Source organism: Streptomyces odontotermitis, from assembly GCF_050510915.1.
Classification (GTDB): Bacteria; Actinomycetota; Actinomycetes; order Streptomycetales; family Streptomycetaceae; genus Streptomyces.
The window spans coordinates 214,822-238,295 of sequence record NZ_JBNJLS010000004.1; the positions used below are offsets into that span (position 1 = coordinate 214,822).

Annotated in this window: 2 protein-coding genes; both read right to left on the reverse strand. The window is 72.0% G+C overall.

Features of this window, described 5'->3' with window-relative positions; translation table 11 throughout:
- Positions 1-59 precede the first annotated feature (59 nt).
- Positions 60-20,012 (reverse strand): non-ribosomal peptide synthase/polyketide synthase, encoded by a 19,953-nt coding sequence (locus ACQB60_RS14480; protein ID WP_496926635.1) that lies wholly within the window; start codon positions 20,010-20,012, stop codon positions 60-62.
- Positions 20,013-20,488: 476 nt separating this feature from the next.
- Positions 20,489-23,317 carry an ATP-binding protein gene (locus ACQB60_RS14485; RefSeq protein WP_496926354.1) on the reverse strand — a complete coding sequence of 943 codons (2,829 nt, stop codon included), beginning with the start codon at positions 23,315-23,317 and terminating at the stop codon, positions 20,489-20,491.
- Positions 23,318-23,474 lie beyond the last annotated feature (157 nt).

A 23,474-nucleotide genomic window follows, 5' to 3' on the forward strand; every position in this document is an offset into this window, starting at 1 on the left:
GACTCCCCCTCCGGGCCGCGCGGCCGGCCCCTCCCGTGGCCGGGCGGAAATGGTCTCGTCTACCGCAGCCGCTCCTGGATCATCCGCGCGACCAGATCCGCCTGGTCCTGCACGAAGTAGTGCGTCCCGCCCGGGACCACCTCGAGGGACACCTCGCGGGCGTAGTACTCCCAGGCCCGGTAGCCGACCTCGACGCCGTCCGTGGCCGGGTCCGCGTCGCCGATGACCACGTGGACGGGGGCGTCGAGGCGGCTCCAGTCCTTCGCCGAGTCGGCAAGGAAGCGGATGCCCTCGCCCATGTCGTGCCGCAGGACGCGCAGCACGTGCTGCAGATCCCGCTCGTCGAATGCCTGGTCGAAGCCGCCCAGCGAGACCAGGAACGCGTGCAGTTCCTCGTCGCTGGTGGCGAGCGCGGCGTCGATCGACTCGTCCGTGAGGGCGGGGGCGAACTCGCCGATCTGCCAGGGCGCGCCCAGGTGGACCGCCGCCAGAGGCAGCTCCCGGTCCTCCAGTTCGCGGGCGAGGAGCACCGCGAGCAGGGTGCCCGCGCAGTGCCCGTACAGGCTGAGCGGCCCCTCGACCGAGGCGGTGATCTCCTCGGCGAGGCGGGCCACGGACTCGTTGCGGTCCACCATCGGCTGGTCGGGCAGCACCGGGTCGTGGCCGGGCAGGGCCACCGTCCACAGGTCGACGTCCGGCGGGAGCTGCTCGGCCAGCGGCTGGTACACGGTGGCGCTGCCGCCGCCGTAGGGGATGCACACGATGCTGTGCCGCGGGGCTCGGCCCGGGGCCCGGTCCGGGGTGAGCCGGTGCAGCCAGCGGTGCGTGCCGTCGCCGTCGGCCGTGGCCAGGTGCTCGGCGAGGGCGCGCGGCGTGGGGTTCTTGAACACCGCGATCACGGAGAGGCCCTGGCCGATGGCGCGGGCGAGCGTCACGGCCTTGAAGGAGTCGCCGCCGATGTCGAAGAAGTTGTCGTCGATGCCTACTTCGGGGATGCCGAGGACCTCGCTCCACACCTCGACGATGCGCCGCTCGGCCGCGTTGGTCGGCGGGGTGACCGCCCCGGTCCGGCCCGTGGTGAGGGCGGGGGTGGGGGCGGGCAGCGCCTTGCGGTTCAGCTTTCCGTTGGTGGTCAGGGGGATGGCGTCGATCAGGACGTAGGCGGTCGGCACCATGTACGAGGGCAGGACGCCCTTCAACGCGGCGCGCAGCACGGCCGGTTCGGGCCCGCCGTCGCCGGCCGCGTCGGGCGCCGGCACCACGTACGCCGTCAGGACGCTGTCCCCGACCGCGTCGGCGCGCACCAGGACGCGTGCCTCCGCCACCCCCTCCTGTGCGATCAGCGCCGCCTCGATCTCGCCCGGCTCGATGCGGAAGCCGCGCAGCTTGATCTGGTCGTCCGCCCGCCCCAGGTACTCCAGCCGGCCGTCGCGCGTCCAGCGCGCCAGGTCGCCGGAGCGGTAGAGGCGGCTGCCGGGCGGGCCGAAGGGGTGGTCGACGAAGCGTTCGGCGGTCAGCTCCGGACGGCCCAGGTAGCCGCGGGCGAGCTGGCCGCCCGCCACGTACAACTCCCCCGGAACCCCGGCGGGCACCGGCCGGCGGGCCTCGTCCAGGACGTGGACCTCCAGGCCCGGCAGGCCGATGCCGATGGTGCTGCCGGTCTGCTCCGCCACCAGCGCCTCGGTCAGCGCGAGATGGCTGACGTGCACGGTGGTCTCGGTGATGCCGTACATGTTGACGAGGGTGGGCGCGTCCTCGGCGTGCCGCTCGTACCAGTCGCCGAGCTGCGCCAGGTCCAGCGCCTCGCCGCCGAACACCACGTAGCGCAGGGCGAGTTGCCGCCCCAGCTCCGGCGCCTCCCGGTCGGCGCGCATCAGCTGGTAGAAGGCGGACGGCGTCTGGTTGAGGACCGTGACTCCTTCCCGTACCAGCAGGGCGAGGAAGTCCTGCGGGGAGCGGCTCACCTCGTACGGGACCATGACCAGGCGGCCGCCGTGGAGCAGCGGGCCCCACAGCTCCCACACCGAGAAGTCGAAGGCGTACGAGTGGAACATGGTCCACACGTCGTCCCCGTCGAAGCCGAACAGGCCCTGGGAGGCGGTGAAGAGGTGCATCACGTTCTCGTGCGTGACGACGACGCCCTTGGGGCGCCCGGTGGATCCGGACGTGTAGATGACGTACGCGGCGTCGGCGGCGCCCGCCGGTGCCGTGCGCTCGGCCGGGTCGAGGTCGTGCCCCGGCAGCCCGGAGAGGGTCTCTTCCGTCGCGGCCTCGTCGAGCGAGACGCGGGGCACGTCGCTGCCGGGGAGCCGGCCGGCGACCTCCGCCGTGGTGACGAGCAGCTCGGGTCCCGCGTCCTGAAGGATGTAGCCGATCCGGTCCGCCGGGCTGTCCGGGTCGATGGGCACGTACGCGGCCCCCGACTTCACGACGGCGAGCAGCGCCACGACCAGGTCGGCCGAGCGCGGCAGGGCGACGGCCACGAACCGGCCGGGTCCCGCGCCGCGGCCGGCGAGGAGGCGGGCGAGCCGGTTGGCCCGCGCGTTGAGCTCGGCGTAGTCGAGCGTCACGCCCTCGAAGGTGAGCGCGAGGCTGCCGGCCGCCCGGGCCGCCTGCGCCTCGAACGCCTCGGCCAGCGTCACGTCGGGCACGGGGCCGACCGGTCCGCCCGCACGGGCCCAGCGCCCCAGCTGCTCCTTCTCCGCGGCGTCCAGGACGTCGACGTCGTCGACCGCGATCGCCGGGTCCGCCACGACCTGGCGCAGCACCCGCACGAACCGTTCGGCGAGGCGCGCGACGGAGTCGCGGTCGAAGAGGTCGGAGGCGTACTCGATGAGCCCGTCCACCCGCCGCCCGTCCGCGCCACCAGTCCCGCCGGTCCCGCCGGTCCCGCCGGTCCCGCCGGTCTCCGTCAGGTTGAAGAGCAGGTCGAACTTCGACACCCCGGTGCGCACGGAAACGAACTCGGCTTCCAGGCCGGGGAGTTCGAAGTGCGGCCGGTCGAGGTTCTGCCAGGACAGCATCACCTGGAACAGCGGCGGGTACGCGGTGGAGCGCTCCGGGTTGAGCACCTCCACCAGGCGCTCGAACGGCACGTCCTGGTGGTCGTAGGCCGCCAGGGCCTTGCCCCGCACCTGTCCCACGAGCTGCGCGAACGTCGGGTTGTCCGCCAGCTCGGCACGCAGCACCCAGGTGTTGACGAAGACCCCGACCAATTCACTGAGGGCCTCGTCGGTACGGCCCGCGATCGGGGAGCCGATCGTGATGTCGTCGCCCGCCCCGATGCGGCGCAGCAGCACGGCGAGCGCCGACTGCATGACCATGGACACGGTGACGTCCCGCGCGAGCGCCAACTCCTCGATGGCGTCAAGGAGTTCCCCGTCGATGGTGAAGTCGAGCAGCTCACCCCGGTGGCCGGCCCGCTCCGGCCGGGGGCGGTCGGTGGGCAGCTGAATGGGCTGCGGCACGTCCGACAGCTCCTGGCGCCAGTACGCGGACTGGCGCGACAGGACGCTGTCGGGGTCGGCCGCGTCCCCGAGCAGCTCGCGCTGCCACAGGGTGTAGTCGGCGTACTGGACGGGCAGTTCGGCGAAATCCGGCGCCCGCCCCTCGCGGCGCGCGGTGTAGGCCGCCGAGACCTCCCGCACCAGGGGCCCCATGGACCCGCCGTCCGTCGCGATGTGGTGGATCACGAGGGAGAGGATGTGCTCGTCGGCGCGGACGCGCAGGATGCGGGCGCGCAGGGGGATCTCCGCGCCGAGCCTGAACTCGTGGGCGGCCGCCTCGGCCAGGACGTCCTCGACTCCCCTGGTCCCTGTCACGTCGATGACGGGCACGGCGAAGTCCACCTGGTCCACGGGCAGCACCACCTGCGCGGGCGTCCCGTCGGCGTCCTCCACGTACACGGTGCGCAGGCTCTCGTGCCGGGCGACGACGTCCCGGAGCGCGGCGGCAAGAGCGTCCGTGTCGAGTGCGCCGGTGAGCTTCAGGTGCAGCGGGATGTTGTACGTGGCCGACGGGCCTTCCAGCTTGTCCATGAACCACAGGCGGCGCTGGGCGAAGGACAGCGGCAGCTTCTCGGGCCGTTCCGTGGCCCGCCGGAGGGGGCGCCGCAGCGGAGTGGTGTTCTCCGCCCCGAGGTGGACGGCGAGTTCGGCGACCGTCGGGGAGGTGAAGACGGTCTTGATCGGTATCTCAACGCCGAATTCCGTGCGGACGCGGCTGATCAGCCGGGTCGCCAGGAGCGAGTGCCCACCGAGGGCGAAGAAGCTGTCGTCGATGCCGACCGGCCGCTCCGGACTGAACCCGAGGACCTCGGCGAACAGCCCGGCCAGGGTCTCCTCCCCGGTGGTGCGCGGCGCCCGGTGCGTGACGACGGTGAACTCCGGCTCGGGCAGCGCCCGCCGGTCCAGCTTCCCGTTCGGGAGGAGCGGCAGCCGGTCGAGGAGCACGAAGGCTGCTGGGACCATGAATTCGGGCAGCCGGTCGGCCACGAACCCCCGCACCTCCCCGACCGTGAGCCGCTCGCGCGCGAGCCCCTTGCTCTCGCTGGTCACGGCATAGCCGACGAGCTGCTGACCGGTGTGTGCCCCGGCTCCTTCACGGACGAGGACGGCGGCCTGGGTGATGGCGGGGTGCGCGGTCAGCGCGGCCTCGACCTCACCCGGCTCCACACGGAAACCGCGCACCTTGACCTGCGAGTCGCTGCGCCCGAGGTAGTCGAGGCGCCCTTCGGTATCGAGGCGGGCCAGGTCACCCGTCCGGTACATGCGGGCACCCGGCACCGCACTGAACGGGTCCGCCACGAAGCGGTCAGCGGTCAGGTCGGGCCGCCCGTGATAGCCGCGGCCGACGCTCCCGCCCACGTAGAGCTCACCCACCACACCCGAAGGGACGGGCTGGAGCGCCGAGTTGAGGACGTAGGCGCGCATGTTGCCCAGCGGCGAACCGATCGGCGCGGAGCCGCCCCGCCCGTCCCAGTCCTGGCCCTCGTGGAGGGTGAAGGTGGTCGCGTAGAAGGACTCCGTCTGCCCGTATGCGTTGACGACCCTGACCCCGGGGAACAGCTCCCGGACGCGGCTCACCAGGCTCGCGGGCAGCGCCTCCCCCGCGAAGACCAGGGTGTCCACCGTGGCCGCATTGCCCGCCAACTGGTCGGCCAGCTCGGCGAAAGCAGACGGCACGGTGGAGATGACCTGACCGTCCCAGCCCCCACGCTCACCCAGGACCAGGACATCACGGACGATCTCGATCGAGCCACCGTGGCACAAGCTGGTGAACAGCTCGAAGACGGACACATCGAAGTTGATGGACGTGCTGGCCAAGGCACGACGGCCTGGACCGGCCCCGATGCACTCGCTGAGCCGGGACACACCGTTGACGACATTCCCGTGCGTGACAGCCACGCCCTTCGGGGTGCCGCTCGAACCGGACGTGTACATCACGTACGCCAAGTCGGCAGCCGTGAGCCCGTGTTCGGCTCCGAGGTCGCTTCCGTCCCCGGCCGCCAGGTCCACCTCGTCCAGGAACAGCACCTCGGCGGATGCGCTCTCCGGCAGTACGGACGCCGTGACCGAGTCCGTGAGGATCACACGCGGCGCGGCCTCACCGAGGATGAAGCCGAGGCGGTGGCTCGGGTACTTCGGATCGACGGGCAGATACGCTCCCCCGGCCTTCCACACCGCCAGAAGGCCGACCACCAGGTCGGCGGACCGGGGCAGCGACACCGCGACGACCGAACCGCGCCGCACCCCACGCTCGACCAGCACCCGCGCCAGCCGATTCGCCCGCGCATTCAGCTCCGCGTACGAGAGCTCGACACCCTCGCACACCACAGCCAACGCACCGGAATCCACGCCCACTTGGCGTTCGAACAGCTCCGGCATCGAAGCCCCGACCACCGGCGCCGACGTCTCATTGAGCGCGGCGAACCGCTCCCGCTCACCGGCGCCCAGCACATCGACCCGGCCCACTGGAACCTGCGGGTCTGTCACCACCTGCCGCAGCACGGAGCCGAGTCGGGCGGCGATCGTCTCGACGGCAGCCCGTTCCAGGGCGGTCGGCTGGTACTGGAGGTGCACCTGGAGGTGGGGGTCGGCGCCGACCATCAAGGTGAGCGGGTAGTGGGTGCCGGACATCGGGCGGATGCCGGTGAAGGAGATGCCGCCCACCGTGTTGGCCTCGGCGAGGGCGACCTGGTCGACCGGGTAGGACTGGAAGACGATCAGGGTGTCGAACAGTTCCTTGAGCCCCATGGACTGCTGGATGTCGGACAGCCCGTGGTGGTGATGGTCCAGGAGGGCGCCCTGCCGCTGCTGCAGCCCGCGCAAGAGCTCCGCGAACGTATCGCCGGGTGCGCACTCCACCCGTACGGGAAGGGTGTTGATGAACATGCCGACCATGGCGTCCACGCCCGGCACCACGGGCGGGCGACCCGACACCGTCGCGCCGAACACCACGTCCGAGCGGCCGGTCAGCTGTCCGAGCAGCACCGCCCAGGCGCCCTGCACGAGCGTGTTGACCGTGACGCCCAGCTCGGCGGCCCGGCGCACCAGTGCCCTGGCGTCCTCCGCCGACAGGGGTGTGCTGACCTGGCCGATGCCCGAACTCTCCGCGTCGGTGACGGCGCCGGGAAGGAGCAGCGTGGGCTCTTCCACGCCGTCGAGTTCCCGCGCCCAGGCTCGCGCGGACGCCTCGTGGTCCTGGCTGTCGAGCCAGGCCAGGAAGTCGCGGTAGCCGCGCACCCGCGGGAGCGCGGTCGCGTCGCCGTGCGCTCCGTACAGGCGCAGGATGTCCTGCATCAGGAGGGGGAACGACCAGCCGTCGAAGAGGACGTGGTGCGCGGTGAGGACGAGTTGGGCGTCGTCCTCACCCATGCGCACCAGCGTCATCCGCAGCAGCGGAGGGGCGGCCGGGTCGAAGTGCGCGGCGTGGTCGTCGGCGAGGAGCCGCTCGAAGGCTTCGGCGCGGGCGTCGTCGGCGAGCTCGCTCAAGTCGATCTGCTGCCAGGGCAGTTCGACGTCCTCGCTGACGATCTGGACGAGGTTGCCGCGCAGGTCGTACGTGAACGCGGTACGGAGGTTGGGGTACCGGTCCAGGAGCGCCTGGCCGGCCGCCCGCATACGCTCCGGGTCGGCCCGGCCCTCGATGCGGAAGGCCAGCTGCATCTGGTACGCGTCGAAGTCGTCGTCGTTGAGCATGGCGTGGAACAGGAGCCCGGACTGGAGGGCCGTGAGCGGCCAGACGTCCGAGAGGGCCGGGTAGCGGTGCTCCCAGACCTCGATGTCCTGCTGGGTGGCCCGCACGAGCGGCAGGTCCGAGGGCGTGAACCCGCCCGCGTCCGGCGCCGACACATGCCGGGCGATGCCCGCAAGGGCCTCGCACCACAGGTCCGCGAGCTCCTGCACCTCCGCGCGGTCGAGGACGCCCGTGGGGAACCCGATGGTCGCGTCCAGCTGGCCGCCCTCGTCGGTGTCGACCACCATCGAGTTGAACTCGACGGTCGACATCACCGGCATGTCGGCGTCCAGGTCCGCGGTCACGGTGTCGGTGTCCGGCACCTGGGTCCAGCCGAGGCCGCGGAGGTGGTCGGGCATGTCGGCGGCGGAGAAGCGGCCGAGGTAGTTGAAGCCGATCTGTCCGGTGGGGTGCTGGGCGAGTTCGGCGCCCGTCTCGTCGTTGAGGTAGCGCAGCAGACCGTAGCCGAGTCCCTTGTCGGGTATGGCGAGGAGCTGCTCCTTGACCGCCTTCAGGACCCCGCCCGCGGCCGCACCGCCGGTCAGCGCGTCGTCGACATCGAACCCGGCCGTGTCCAGACGCACCGGGAACATGCTCGTGAACCAGCCCACCGTGCTGGACAGGTCCGCACCCGCCACAACCTCCTGCTCACGCCCATGCCCCTCCAACTTGACCAGGGCAGACGACTCCTCCACTCCACGCCCGCGCCGCCACTTGGCCACCGCCACCACGAGCGCAGACAGCAGCCCGTCCTGCACACCGCCACGGAAAACGGCGGGCACCGACGTGAGCAGCGCTTCCGTGACCGAAGGCGACACCCGCACGCGCACACGGTCGACGGTGGACATCACATCCACCTCCGGGTCCAGCGCCCGCGAGCCGAGCAACGGGTCCGGACCGTCAACGACCGCCTGCCACAACGGCAGTTCAGCAGTGCGCGCGAGGCTGTGCGCCTCGTCCATGAGGGCGTGGGTCCAGCGGCGCACCGACGTCCCGGTGGACGGGAGCTCCGGCGCCGCGCCCTCCCGAACGCGCCTCCATGCCTCGGCGAGGTCGGGCAGCAGGATCCGCCAGGACACGCCGTCGACGACGAGGTGGTGCAGGGCGAGAAGCAGACGGCCCGTGCCAGCGCCCGGTCCCGCGCCTGCCCCCGCGCTCCCCCCTGCACTCTCCTCTGCGCTCTCACCCGTGTCGAACCAGACGAACTGGGCCATGACCCCGCCCGCCGGGTCCAACCGGTCGACGGCGGAGTCCAGTTCGGCGGTGGCGCGCCGCTGCCAGTCCGTTCCGTCCCAGGGGACGCGACGCACCAGGGCGGGCACGTCGGCCGCGCCCACCGGGTCGATGCGGAGGCTCCCGCCGCCCTCGTCGACGACGAGGCGGGAGCGCAGGACGTCGTGGCGGTCGACGACCGCGCGCAGCGTCGCGTACAGCCCTTCCGCGTCGATGCCGCGGGGCAGGTCCACCGCGAGCGACATGGCGAACCGGTCGTGTCCGCCGCCCAGTTCGAGCAAGTACGCCGCGATGGGCAGCAGCGGCACCACACCCGTGCCCCCGCCCTCGAACTCCTCCAGGGCGGCGACACTCCCCGTGCTCCCGGCCGCCTCGGCGAGCTCCGCCACGGTCCGGTGCTCGAAGATCTGCCGGGGGGTCACCTCGACGCCCTGCGCACGCGCCCGGGTGACCACCTGGATCGATCGGATGCTGTCGCCGCCGACCACGAAGAAGTCGTCGTCGACGCCCACGCGGTCGAGGCCCAGGACGCCCGCGTAGACGCCCGCGAGGATCTCCTCGACGCGCGTGCGCGGCGCCCGGTACTCGCCCCCGGCCTGCTCGGGCTCCGGCAGCGCGGCCCGGTCCAGCTTCCCGTTCGGCATCAACGGCAGCCGGTCGAGGAGCACAAGGGCCGACGGCACCATGAACTCCGGCAGCCTGGCCGACACGAACGACCGCACATCCCGTACGGAGAGGCGGCCCGCGAGGACGTACTCGCTGTCCCCCACACCCGCGCTCCCGGCGTCATCGCCCTCACGCCGGGTGGAGAACGGGACGACGTAACCGACAAGCTGCTGACCAGTGTTGGCCCCCGCGCCGTCGCGAACGAGGACGGCGGCCTGCGCGACGGCGGGGTGCGCGGTCAGCGCGGCCTCGACCTCACCCGGCTCCACACGGAAACCGCGGACCTTGACCTGGGAGTCGCTACGCCCTAGGTAATCGAGGCGCCCTTCGGCGTCGAGGCGGGCCAGGTCACCCGTCCGGTACATGCGGGCACCCGGCACCGCACTGAACGGGTCCGCCACGAAGCGGTCAGCGGTCAGGTCGGGCCGCCCGTGATAGCCGCGAGCGACACTTCCGCCCACGTACAGCTCACCCACCACACCCGAAGGGACAGGCTGGAGTGCGGAGTTGAGGACGTAGGCGCGCATGTTGCCCAGCGGCGAGCCGATGGGGATGACGGCGCCATGGTCCTGCCCGTCGTGCCCCTCACGGTCGCCGTCGACGGTGTACGTGGTCGCGTAGAAGGACTCCGTCTGCCCGTACGCGTTGACGACCCGAACCTCCGGGAACAGCTCCCGGACCCGGGCGACCAGGCTCGCCGGGAGCGCCTCGCCCGCGAAGACCAGGGTGTCCACCGTCGCGTTGCCCGCCAACTGGTCGGCCAGCTCCGCGAAAGCGGACGGCACGGTGGAGATGATGTTGCCGGGCCACGTCTCGCGCCCGCGCTCCGCCAGGACCAGGACGTCACGGACGATCTCGATCGAACCGCCGTGGCACAAGCTGGTGAACAGCTCGAAGACGGACACATCGAAGTTGATGGACGTGCTCGCCAAGGCGCGGCGGCCCGGACCGGCGGTGATGCACTCCGCCAGGCGGGACACACCATTGACGACATTCCCGTGCGTAACGGCTACGCCCTTCGGGGTGCCGGTCGAACCGGACGTGTACATCACGTACGCCACGTCGGCCTCGGTCACGGCGTGTTCGGCCCCGAGGTCGCTCCCGTCCCCGGCGGCCAGATCCAGCTCGTCCAGGAACAGCACCTCGGCGGCGACGCTCTCCGGCAGCACGGACACCGTGTCCGAATCCGTGAGGATCACACGCGGCGCGGCCTCACCGAGGATGAACTCCAGGCGGTGGCTGGGGTACTTGGGGTCGACGGGCAGATACGCTCCCCCGGCCTTCCACACCGCCAGCAGCCCGACCACCAGGTCGACGGACCGGGGCAGCGACACCGCGACGACCGAGCCACGCCCCACTCCACGCTCGACCAGCACCCGCGCCAGCCGATTCGCCCGCGCATTCAGCTCCGCATACGAGAACGCGACGCCCTCGCACACCACGGCGACCTCATCGGCACAGTCCCGCGCCTGCCGCTCGAACAGCTGTGGAGTCAAGGCGTCCGCCACGGGCGCCGACGTCTCGTTCAGTGCGGCAAGCCACTCCCGTTCGCCGGGTGCGAGGACGTCCACCTGGCCGACCGCTGCCTGCGGTTCGGCCACCAACTGCCGCAGCACCCGGACGAATCGGCCGGCGATGCGCTCGGCCGTGGCGCGGTCGAAGAGGTCGGTGGCGTACTCGACGAGGCCCTGGACGTCCCGTGCGCCGGTGTCGGTCGTGCGCTCCGTGAGGTTGAAGAACAGGTCGAACTTGGCGGTGCCGGTGGTCGCGTGCACGAAGTCCACGCGGAGTCCCGGCAGGGCGAAGTCGGCCTGGGTGAAGTTCTGCCAGGCGAACATGACCTGGAACAGCGGGTGGTGGGCGGTGGAGCGGTCGGGGTTGAGGAGCTCCACCAGGCGCTCGAAGGGCGCGTCCTGGTTTCCGTAGGCGCCGAGCGCCTTCTCCTTCACCTGCTCCAGCAGTCCGTCGAAGGACAGCGGCCGGGTGAGCTCGGCGCGCAGCACCCAGGTGTTGACGAAGAACCCGATGAGGTCGTTGAGCGCCTCGTCGGTGCGGCCCGCGATCGGGGAGCCGATGGCGATGTCGTCGCCCGCGCCCAGCTGGCGCAGCAGCACGGCGAGCGCCGCCTGCATGACCATCGAGACGGTCACGTCGCGTTCCTGCGCCAACTCCTCTATGCGGGAGAGGAGTTCGCCGTCCAGGGTGAACTCGGTCATGTCGCCGCGGTGGCTGGCCTTCGGCGGGCGCGGCCGGTCCGTCGGGAGCTGGAGCGGCTGCGGAACCCCGGCGAGGGCCTCCTGCCAGTAGCCGGTCTGGGCGGACAGGAGGCTGTCCGGGTCTGCCTCCTCGCCGAGGAGTTCGCGCTGCCACAGGGTGTAGTCGGCGTACTGGACGGGCAGTTCGGGCACCTCGGGCGCGCGGCCCTCGCGGTGGGCGGCGTAGGCCGCCGAGACCTCGCGGATCAGCGCGGCGATCGACTCGCCGTCACCCGCGATGTGGTGGAGGACCAGGGAGAGGATGTGCTCGTCGGGACGCACGCGCAGGATGCGGGCGCGCAGGGGGATCTCCGAGGACAGGTCGAACGCGTACCGGGCCGCCTCGGCGACGGCGCCGGACACCTCGTCCGCCGTCACCGCGACCACGGGTACGTCAGGGACCGTCTCGGCCACGGGCAGCACCACTTGCAGGGGCACCCCGTCGGTGTCCTCGGTGAACACGGTGCGCAGGCTTTCGTGCCGGGCGACGACGTCCCGGAGCGCGGCGGCGAGGGCATCGGTGTCGAGTGCGCCGGTGAGCTTCAGGTGCAGCGGGATGTTGTACGTGGCCGACGGGCCCTCGAACTTGTCCATGAACCACAGGCGGCGCTGGGCGAAGGACAGGGGCAGCCTGTCGGGGCGCTGAGCCACCCGGCGGAGGGCACGGCGCAGCGGGGTGGTGCCCACGGTGAGCTGGGCGGCGAGTTCGGCGACCGTCGGGGAGGTGAAGACGGTCTTGATCGGTATCTCAACACCGAATTCCGTGCGGACGCGGCTGATCAGCCGGGTCGCCAGGAGCGAGTGCCCACCGAGGGCGAAGAAATTGTCGTCGATGCCGACCGGCCGCTCCGGGCCGAACCCGAGGACCTCGGCGAACAGCCCGGCCAGAGTCTCCTCCCCGGTGGTGCGCGGCGCCCGGTGCGCGACGACGGTGAACTCCGGCTCGGGCAGGGCGCGCCGGTCCAGCTTCCCGTTCGGGAGGAGCGGCAGCCGGTCGAGGAGCACGAAGGCTGCCGGGACCATGAATTCGGGCAGCCGGTCGGCCACGAACCTCCTCAGATCCTCGACCGTGAGCCCGCCTTCCGGGGCCGCCACGACGTAACCGAGCAGCTGCTGGCCGGTGTGTGCCCCGGCTCCTTCGCGAGCGAGGACGGCGGCCTGCGCGACGGCGGGGTGCGCGGTCAGCGCGGCCTCGACCTCACCCGGCTCCACACGGAAACCGCGGACCTTCACCTGCGAGTCGCTGCGCCCGAGGTAATCGAGGCGCCCTTCGGCGTCGAGGCGGGCCAGATCACCCGTCCGGTACATGCGGGCACCCGGCACCGCACTGAACGGGTCCGCCACGAAACGGCCAGCGGTCAGGTCGGGCCGCCCGTGATAGCCGCGAGCGACGCTCCCGCCCACGTAGAGCTCACCCACGACACCGGAAGGGACGGGCTGGAGTGCGGAGTTGAGGACGTAGGCGCGCATGTTGCCCAGCGGCGAGCCGATGGGGATGACGGCGCCATGGTCCTGCCCGTCGCGCCCGTCGCGCCCGTCGCGCCCGTCACGGTCGCCGTCGACGGTGTACGTGGTCGCGTAGAAGGACTCCGTCTGCCCGTACGCGTTGACGACCCGAACCCCCGGGAACAACTCCCGCACCCGGCTCACCAGGCTCGCGGGCAGCGCCTCCCCCGCGAAGACCAGGGTGTCCACCGTGGCCGCATTGCCCGCCAACTGGTCCGCCAGCTCCGCGAAAGCGGACGGTACGGTGGAGATGACCTGACCGTCCCAGCCCCCACGCTCACCGAGCACCAGGACGTCACGGACGATCTCGATCGAGCCACCGCGACACAGACTGGTGAACAGCTCGAAGACGGACACATCGAAGTTGATGGACGTGCTCGCCAGGGCGCGACGGCCTGGACCGGCCCCGATGCACTCGCTGAGCCGGGACACACCGTTGACGACATTCCCGTGCGTGACAGCCACACCCTTCGGGGTGCCGCTCGAACCGGACGTGTACATCACGTACGCCAAGTCGCCCGCGGTGAGCGCACGTTCGGGACCGAGGTCACTGCCGTCCCCGGCGACCAGGTCGACCTCGTCGAGGAACAGCGTCTCGATCGCACCGGCCTCCGGCAGGACACCCACCGTGTCCGAATCCGTGAGAACCAGCTCCGGCCTGGACTCACCCAGGATGAAGTCCAGACGGTGGCTCGGGTATTTCGGATCGACAGGCAGATACGCGCCCCCGGCCTTCCACACCGCCAGCAGACCAGTGACCAGATCCGCGGACCGAGGCAGCGACACCGCCACCACAGAACCGCGCCGCACCCCGCGCTCGACCAGCACCCGCGCCAGCCGATTCGCCCGCGCATTCAGCTCCGCATACGAGAACGCGACGCCCTCACACACCACAGCCAACGCACGCGCATGCACACCCACTTGGCGCTCGAACAGCTCCGGCACCGAAGCCCCGACCACCGGCACCGACGTCTCATTGAGCGCGGCGAACCGCTCCCGCTCGCCGTCCGCCAGCACGTCGACCCGGCCCACCGCACCCTGCGGGTCCGCCACCAACTGCCGCAGTACGCGGGCCAGTCGGGCGGCGATCTCGTCGGCCGAGTCCTGCTGGAACAGGTGCCGCTGGTAGTGGAGGGCGAGCCGCAGTTGAGGATCGACCTCGGCCATCAGGGTGAGCGGGTAGTGGGTGCTGGAGACGGGGCGGATGCCGGTGACGGCGATTCCGGCCGCGTCGTTCGCCTCGTTGATGCCGAGGCGGTCCACGGGATAGGACTCGAACACCACCAGGGTGTCGAAGAGCGCCTGGATGCCCAGGTCCTGCTGGATGTCGGAGAGCCCGTGGTGGTGATGGTCCAGCAGGGCGCCCTGCCGCTGCTGGAGGCTCCGCAGGAGCTCAGCGAAGGAGTCGCCGGGTGCGCACTCCACGCGTACAGGAAGGGTGTTGATGAACATGCCGACCATGGTGTCGACGCCCGGAACGGCAGGCGGGCGACCCGACACCGTCGCGCCGAACACCACGTCCGAGCGGCCGGTCAGCTGTCCGAGCAGCACCGCCCAGGCGCCCTGCACGAGCGTGTTGAGCGTGACCCCGAGCTCCGCGGCCCGGCGCACAAGCCCCTTGGCCTCCTCGGCCGACAGCGGCACTCCGGCCTGGCCGATGCCCGTGCTCTCGACGTCGGTGACGGCGCCGGGAAGGAGCAGCGTGGGCTCTTCCACGCCGTCGAGTTCCCGCGCCCAGGCCCGCGCGGACGCCTCGTGGTCCTGGCTGTCGAGCCAGGTCAGGAAGTCGCGGTAGCCGCGCACCCTGGGCAGGCCCGCGGGGTCGCCGTGCGCCCCGTACAGCATGAGGAGGTCCCGCATCAGGAGCGGGAACGACCAGCCGTCGAAGAGGACATGGTGGGCGGTCAGGACGAGTTCGCTGTGGTCGGGGGCCATCCTGACCAGCGTCAGCCGGAGCATGGGCGGCGCGGCCGGGTCGAAGTGCGTCCCGTGGTCCTCGACGAGGAAGGTCTCGAAGGCTTCGGTGCGGGCCGCACTGTCGCCGAGGGCGGTCAAGTCGAGCTCGTGCCAAGGGAGTTCGGCGTCGTCGACCACGATCTGGACCTGGTTGCCCGCGGAGTCGGTGACGAAGGCGGTGCGCAGGTTGGCGTGGCGGTCGAGGAGCGCCTGGCCGGCCGCCCGCATGCGCTCCGGGTCGACCCGGCCCTCGATGCGGAAGGCCAGCTGCATCTGGTACGCGTCGTACGTGGCGTCGGCCAGCATCGTGTGGAAGAGCAGGCCGGACTGGAGAGGGGTGAGGGGCCAGACGTCGGACAGGGTCGGGTAGCGGTGCTCCCAGACCTCGATGTCCTGTTGGGTGGCCCGCACGAGCGGCAGGTCCGAGGGCGTGAACCCGCCCGCGTCCGGCGCCGACGCATGCCGGGCGATGCCCGCAAGGGCCTCGCACCACAGGTCCGCGAGCTCCTGCACCTCCGCGCGGTCGAGGACGCCCGTGGGGAACCCGATGGTGGCGTCCAGCTGGCCGCCCTGGTCGGTGTCGACGACGAGGACGTTGATGTCGACGGTCGACATCGCGGGCCGGTCCGCGCCGGGCGGCGCCGCGAGCTCGGCCGCCTGGGTCCAGCCGAGGCCGCGGAGGTGGTCGGGCATGTCGGTGGCGGCGGAGAAGTGACCGAGGTAGTTGAAGCCGATCTGCCCCGTCGCGTGCTGGGCGAGTTCGGCGCCCGTCTCGTCGTTGAGGTAGCGCAGCAGACCGTAGCCGAGTCCCTTGTCGGGTATGGCGAGGAGCTGCTCCTTGACCGCCTTCAGGACCCCGCCCGCGGCCGCACCACCGGTCAGCGCGTCGTCGACATCGAACCCGGCCGTGTCCAGACGCACCGGGAACATGCTCGTGAACCAGCCCACCGTGCTGGACAGGTCCGCACCCGCCACAACCTCCTGCTCACGCCCATGCCCCTCCAACTTGATCAGGGCAGACGACTCCTCCACTCCACGCCCGCGCCGCCACTTGGCCACCGCCACCACGAGCGCGGACAGCAGCCCGTCCTGCACACCGCCACGGAAGACGGCGGGCACCGATGTGAGCAGGGCTTCCGTCACGGACGGCGACACCCGCACGCGTACACGGTCGACGGTGGACATCACATCCACCTCCGGGTCCAGCACCCGCGACCCGAGCAACGGGTCCGGACCGTCGAGGACGGACCGCCACAGGTCCAACTCCGCGAGCCGCCCGTTGCTGTGGGCCTCGTCCATGAGGGCGTGGGTCCAGCGCCGCACCGACGTCCCCGTGGACGGGAGCTCCGGCGCCGCACCTTCCCGAACGGCCTTCCACGCGGCGGCGAGGTCGGGCAGCAGGATCCGCCAGGACACACCGTCGACAACGAGGTGGTGGAGTACCACCCAGAGCCGCCCCTTGCCCCCTGACGTCGGGGTGAACCACACGAACCGGGCCATCACACCGTCGGCGGGCTTGAGGAGCTGGGCCGCCGCGTCCAGCTCGGCCGCCGCCAGGCGGTCCCACTCCTCACCCCGCCACGCGCCGTCGTGCTCGACGTGGTGGATCAGCTGCGCCACGTCCACGGAGCCCGCCGGACCGACGTGGAGGGAAGCGTCAGAGGCGCCCGTACCGTGGCGGACCAGGCGTGAGCGCAGCAGGTCGTGGTGGTCGACGACGGCGCTCAGGGTCGCCGTGAGGCCGGGCAGGCCGATGCCCTCGGGGAGGTCGAGCAGCATGGCCATCGCGAACTGGTCGTAGCCGCCGAGTTCGAGCGTGTAAGCCGCGATCGGCAGCAGCGGCACCGCTCCCGTGCCCCCGCCCTCGAACTCCTCCAGGACCGCGGCGGCTCCTGTGTTGCCGGCCGCCTCGGCGACGCCCGCGACCGTGCGCCGCTCGAAGATCTGCTGGGGCGTGACCTCGACGCCTTGGGCGCGGGCGCGGGAGACCACCTGGATGGAGCGGATGCTGTCGCCGCCGACCACGAAGAAGTCGTCGTCGATGCCGACCCGTTCCAGTCCGAGGACGCCCGCGTACACCCCGGCGAGGATCTCCTCGACCGGTGTGCGCGGCGCCCGGTACCGGCCACCGCCGAACTCCGGCTCCGGGAGCGCCGCCCGGTCCAGTTTTCCGTTGGGCAGGAGCGGCAGGTGGTCGAGGACGACGAAGGCCGACGGCACCATGAACTCCGGCAGGCGGCCCGCGGCGAACTCACGGAGCTCCCGCACCGAGAGCCCGGCGGTCAGGTCCAGCTCCATGACGCCCCGGTCGGCGCCGCCGTTGCGGCCGCCCGCGCCCACGGGGACGACGTAACCCACCAGGCGCTTGCCGGAGTTGGCGGCGTCCCCGGCACGCCCGGCGGCCTCGTGGGCGATCACCACGGCCTGGTCGACGGCGGGGTGCGCGACGAGCGCGGCCTCGACCTCGCCCGGCTCCACGCGGAAGCCGCGCACCTTCACCTGCGCGTCGTCGCGCCCCAGGTATTCGAGCTGCCCGTCCGCGTTCCAGCGGGCGAGGTCGCCCGTCCGGTACATGCGGGCGCCGGGCTCGGCCCCGAACGGGTCCGTCACGAACCGGTCCGCGGTGAGCTCGGGCCGCCCGTAGTACCCGCGCGCGATGCTGCCGCCCACGTACAACTCGCCCACCACACCGGCCGGTACGGGCCGCAGCGCGGGGCTGAGGACGTAGGTGCGCATGTTCCCCAGGGGCGCCCCGATCGGGGTGCCGCCCCGCCCCTCGTCCCCGCTCCACCCGCCGTCGAGGGTGTGGGTGGTCGCGTAGAAGGACTCCGTCTGCCCGTACGCGTTGACGATCCTGACCCCCGGCAGGGCTTCCCTGACCCGGCTCACCAGGCTCCCGGAGAGCGCCTCACCGGCGAACACCAGCGTGTCGACCGTCGTGTTGCCCGCCAGCTGGTCCACCAGCTCGGCGAAGGCGGACGGCACGGTGGAGATGATGTTGCCGCCCCACGCACCCCGGCCGCTCTCGCCGAGCACCAGGACGTCGCGGACGATCTCGATGGAACCGCCGTGGCAGAGGCTGGTGAACATCTCGAAGACGGACACGTCGAAGTTGATGGACGTGCTGGCCAGGGCGCGGCGCCCGGGGCCGGCGGCGATGCACTCGCGCAGGCGGGACACGCCGTTGACGAGATTGCCGTGGCTGATCGCCACGCCCTTCGGGGTGCCGCTCGAACCGGAGGTGTACATCACGTACGCCAAGTCGGCTTCTGTTGCCGCGTGTTGGGCGTCGAGGTCGCTTCCCTCGCCGGTCGCCAGGTCGACCTCATCGAGGAAGAGCAACTCGGCACCGTCGTTGTCGTCGTTGTCGTCGCTACCGTCGTTGCCGTAGCTGCCGTCGTTGTGCGGGAGCACGGACACCGTGTCCGAGTCCGTGAGGATCAGCCGGGGCCTGGCCTCGCCGAGGATGTAGTCGAGCCGGTGGCTGGGGTACTTGGGGTCGACGGGCAGATACGCGCCCCCGGCCTTCCACACCGCCAGCAGTCCGGCGACGAGGTCGGCGGACCGGGGCAGCGACACCGCGACGACCGAGCCGCGCCCCACCCCGCGCTCGACGAGGACGCGCGCGAGCCGGTTCGCGCGCGCGTTCAGCTCTCCGTACGAGAACGCGGTCCCCTCACAGGTGACGGCGACCGCGTCCGCGTGGGCGCGCGCCTGCCTCTGGAACAGTTCCGGAAGGGATGCCGCCGCCGTCGGTGCCGCCGTCTCGTTCAGCGCGGCAAGCCGCTCCCGCTCGTCGGCCGCCAGGACGTCGACCCGGCCCACGGCGATCCGCGGGTCCGCCGCCAACGCCCGTACGAACGCGAGCCATTGGGAGGAGTAGAGGTCCAGATCCGTGTCGCTGTAGTGCTGCCCATTTCCCTCGAAGGAGATCTGGAGATCGCCCACGACCCGGCTGTCGTAGAACATAATCATCATCAACTCGTCGGTGACGCCCGGGGTGCAGCCGTCCCAGGTGGCCGTGCAGCCGTCGATTTCCATTCCCGTGACGAAGGGCAGGACGTTGACGCACGTACCGAAAGGCGAGCTGGCGATCGAACCGTCCAGGCCCTTCACGCGCCGAATGGCGGCGACTTCATAGGCGGAGTGCTTCACTCCGGCCTTCATGTCGGCGCCCACCGCGTGGGCGACGTCGGCGAAACTGGCGGACAGCGGGACCCGCACCCGCAGCGGGACGATATTGGCCCGCATTCCGTACGTGTTCCGCAGGATGCCGCCGCGGCTGGCCGCGGGCGTGGAGAGGGTGAACTCCTCCGGGTTTCCCATGGAGCGGAAGAACGCGGCCGTCGCGGCCGTCAGGAAGACGGGTGTCGACACCCCGATGGACGCGGCGGCCTCGGTCCACCGGGCCATCTCACCGCTCTCGACGTCCACGACGCGGCGCAGCGACACATGGGTGTCGGAGCTGCGCTCGCCCTGAAGGCGCCCGGCCGGAGGCAGGTCCTCCAGGTAGCCCCGCCAGTACGCCGCGTCCTCCTCGAACTGGGCGGATCCGTAGTAGCGGGCGTCCTCCTCGTTGATCTGCTCAGGCGCCGCGGACGTGCACTCGGGTAGCGGGGTGCCGTGTGTGAGGGCCGCGTGGACCTCGTTGAAGCGGCGCATGAGGAGGCGCATCGTCCCGTAGCCGTCGGTCACGACATGGTGGATGACCATCGCCAGCATGAACCGGGTCTCGCCGAGCTTGAGGAGGCCCGCGCGGAACAGCAGGTCGCGTTCGAAGTCGAAGGGCTCGCGGTCGAGGCCGGCGACGAACTCCCGTGCCGCCGCCTCCGGTTCGGGCTCACCGCTCATGTCGACGAGGAACGGCTCCCAGTCGCCGATGTCCCGCACCACTTGCCGCAGGCCGTCGTCGGTCTCCACGAAATTGACGAGGGCGTTGCTGTGCTCGCTGAAAACATGCCGGAGCGCCCGGAGGAAATGCGGGACATCCAATTCCCCCTCGATCATCCAACGCACGCCGATGACGTTCGGCTGGTCGGGGGCGAACTTCTGTGACAGCCAAATGCCTTCCTGCCGGGGGGACACCTTGAAATAGCCGGAAGACTGCATGGCCACCAAACTCCTTGCGATGCTCGACACGGGTGCGGGCGCACGTAACACACGTCTCAACTGCGCAGCTACTCAGTCTTAATAGGACAACTCCCCGAGTCAATCGCGCAGTTGCACACTCCGGTCGGCCACCGAGGGCGATTTCCGGACCGGAATATTCCGGTCAGGCGGCGCGGACGACAGCACGAATAGAACCGCGAAAGGACGTGGAAAGGAGCCAGGAAAGCGAGTGCGGGAAGAAGCATCGACGGAAGCACGGAAGGAATGCGCGGAAGGCGCCGGGGAAAGAAGCGCGGAAGGAATTCGGATCCGACGCCGGGAGGGGGTGGCGGGTCCGGCAGACCCGGCGGCACCGGCGGGACAGGCAGGACCGGTGAGACCGGTGAGACCGGTGAGACCGGTGAGACCGGTGGCGGGTCCGAGAGGGCCAGCCGGACCGGCAAGTCCAGCGGCGGGGTCGGCGGGGTCGGCGGGTTCGGTGCAGCGGCGGGTCCGGGAACTCCGGTGGGGGGACGTGGACGGGGTGGCTAGCGGGCGCTGATGGGGGCGAGACCCAGGGCTGCGAGCGCGGACTCGCCCGCGGCGGCGTGGGCGCCCCCGGCGAGCAGCAGCGTGCGCGCCGACTGGTAGGGGCAGCCGGCCGCGTCGAACGCCGCCGCCGTGGCGAGCAACCGCGGCCGGTCACCGTCGAGCAGCGCCTGCGCCCGCTCGACCTGGGCGGCGGCCACCGGGTTGCCCTCGGCCACGGCGCGGGCGGCCGCGACCCTGGCCCGAGCCTCGGGGTGCCCGGCGAGCACCGCCGCCTCCGCCCGCAGGGCCACGTACCAGTGCAGCCAGATCCAGCACACCCACTTCCACACCTGCTCCGGCTCGGGCGCGAGCCGCTCCGCCGCGGCCTCGGCGTCCCCGTGGTGGAGCAGGACCATGGCGTCGAGGACCGCGCCGTAGCCGTGCCGGTGTTCCGGCGCCGTGTCGGCCCGGCCGGACACCGCGAGCCAGCGCTCCCGTTCCGCGTCGTCGCCGCGCAGCCCGTGGACCATGGCCACCGCCGAGGCGGCCGCGCCGAGGGAGAGCGAGCGCTGGCGGCCGCTCCGCTCCCACGCGTCGACGAACCGCACGCTGCGGCTCAGCACCGCGTCGGCGTGACCGGCGAAGGCGTCGGCGGTCAGGATCCAGCAGGTGGCGTGGTGGCCCGCCTCGGCCAGCAGCGGATGCCCGGCGAGCCGCTCGCCCCACCGCCGGGCCCGGGGCAGGTCACCCGCGCCGAGGGCGGTTCCCGCGGCCATGGCGAGAGCGTCCATCACCTCGTGCGTGGCGGCGGGGGTGGGCGGCACGGACGCCAGGATGTCGACGCGGCGGCGGGCGGCGGCCGCGACGGCGAAGGCGTCACCGGTCCAACTCCGGGCGCCGGAGAGCGCGTCGAGGGCGGCGGACTCCGCCACGGGCTCGCCCGCGCGCCGCGCCGCCCCGACGGCACGCTCGGCGGCCGCGACGGTCTCGTGCACGGAGTTGTCCGTGTCCCCCTGCAGCGCGCCGAAGGCGTCGGCGAGAACCGCCGCTTCGGCGAGGGTCACGGCCGCGTGGGCGGCGTCGCCGGACAGCTCACGGGCCCGCGCGAGCAGGGCGGTCGCCTCGGCCACGGTCGGCAGCCGCGTGAAGGAGGTGGAGAAGCGGTACGCGACGGTGGCGGCGGCCGCCAGGTCGCGGCCCGCCCCGACGCGGTCCCCGGCCCGCAACGCGGCGTCCGCGGCCGCACGGTGGAGCCGGAACATGTCGTCGCCGAGTCTGCGGCACCCGGCCACGGCGGCGGCGTTCCGCAGCGCGTCGGCACCGGAGGCGCCTGAGGCACCCGCGGCGACGTCAGCAGCCTCGACGTCGGAGGCGGCGGCGAGCCGGGCAGCCTGCTCGTACCGCTCCTGCGCCTCGTCCAACAGGTTCCGGGTGAAGGCGAGTTCGGCCAGGGACACGGCGAGGCGGCGGGCGGCCGCGCGCAGCTCCGGCCGGTCTCCCGCCCAGGCGAGGCCCGCCCGCAGATCGTCCGCGACGGCGTCGAACCGGGCACGCCAGTCGGCGCCCGAACCCTCCGCCAGCCCGTTCGCGGCGGCCAGGCACCACTCCACGTGGCGGGACCGGACCACGACCGACTCACCGGCGTCGTCGAGCCGTTCCCTCCCGTACTGCCGAATGGTCTCCAGGGCCTGGTACCGCGTGCCGGTCTCGGACGGCACGACGGCCAGCAGGCTCTGCTCGGCGAGCCTGCCGAGCCCGTCGACGACCGCGGCGGGCTCCAGCGCCTTAATCCCGGAAACCTCGGCGGCCGCCTCAGCCGTGAACGGCGCGACGAACACCGACACCCGGCGCAACAGCGCCTGGTCCCACGGCTCCAGCAGGTCATGGCTCCAGTCGAGGACCGCGCGCACCGACCGGTGCCGCTCGTCGACGCGGGAGCCGCCGCTGAGGATGCGCAGCTGGTCGGAGAGGCCGGAGGCGAGGCCGTCCAGGCCGAGCGTGGACCACCTCGCGGCGGCCAGCTCGATGGCCAGGGCCATGCCGTCGAGCCGTTCGCAGATGTCCACGACGCCTTCGCTCACCGCGGGGCCCAGCGGCTGCCCGACCGCCGCCGCCCGGTCCATGAACAGGGCCACCGCCTCGGAGTCGTCGCCACCGGCCCGCGAGAGCGGCGGTACCGGGAAGACCCACTCGAAGGGCACCATGAGGCGGGCCCGGCTGGTGGCGAGCACCCGTACGCCCGGGCAGGCCGCGAGCAGCGGCTCCAGGAACGGGGCCACTCCGTCGCGCAGATGCTCGCAGTTGTCGAGCACGAGCAGCATCCGCCGGTCGGCAAGGGCGGCCGTCAGGGCCGCGTCGATGTCGCGCCCGGGCTGCTCGCCCACGCCCACGGCGGCGGCGACCGCCGCGCCCACCCGTGCCGGATCGGTCACCGGGACCAGGTCGACGAAGCCCACTCCGTCGGGGAAGTCCCCGGCCACGTCCGCCGCCACCGCGAGGGCCAGCCGGGTCTTCCCGACCCCGCCCGGACCGACGGCGGTCACGAGCCTGCGCTCCTTGGCGGCCGCGCCCAACTCCCCGCGCTCCCGGCCCCGTCCGACGAAGGCGGTCAGCGGCGCCGGGAGTACGGCCGCCACCCGCGTCGGCCCCGCACCGGTCAGCTCGGCCGCCCGCCGCGACAGCGCCCGCCGGTCCGCCACCTCCAGCTTGCGCAGCAGCGACGAGACATGGGACTCGACGGTCCGTACGGAGATGAACAGCCGCGCGGCGATCTCCGCGTTGCTGAGGTGCTCCCCGAGGAGAGCGAGCACGTCGCGCTCCCGAGCCGAGATCGCTGGAGTGGTCACCGGGGCATTATCGGGGGCGAGTTCGAGGGGCATGACGGTCGGGTCCTTCTCCGCAGTGGCTATAGGCGACGGCTCTCAGCGGCGGCTCTCAGTAGCCGCTCTCCGTGGTGCGTTCCGTGGTCACCACGGAGGCGGCCGGAGCGGGTTGGCGGGAACC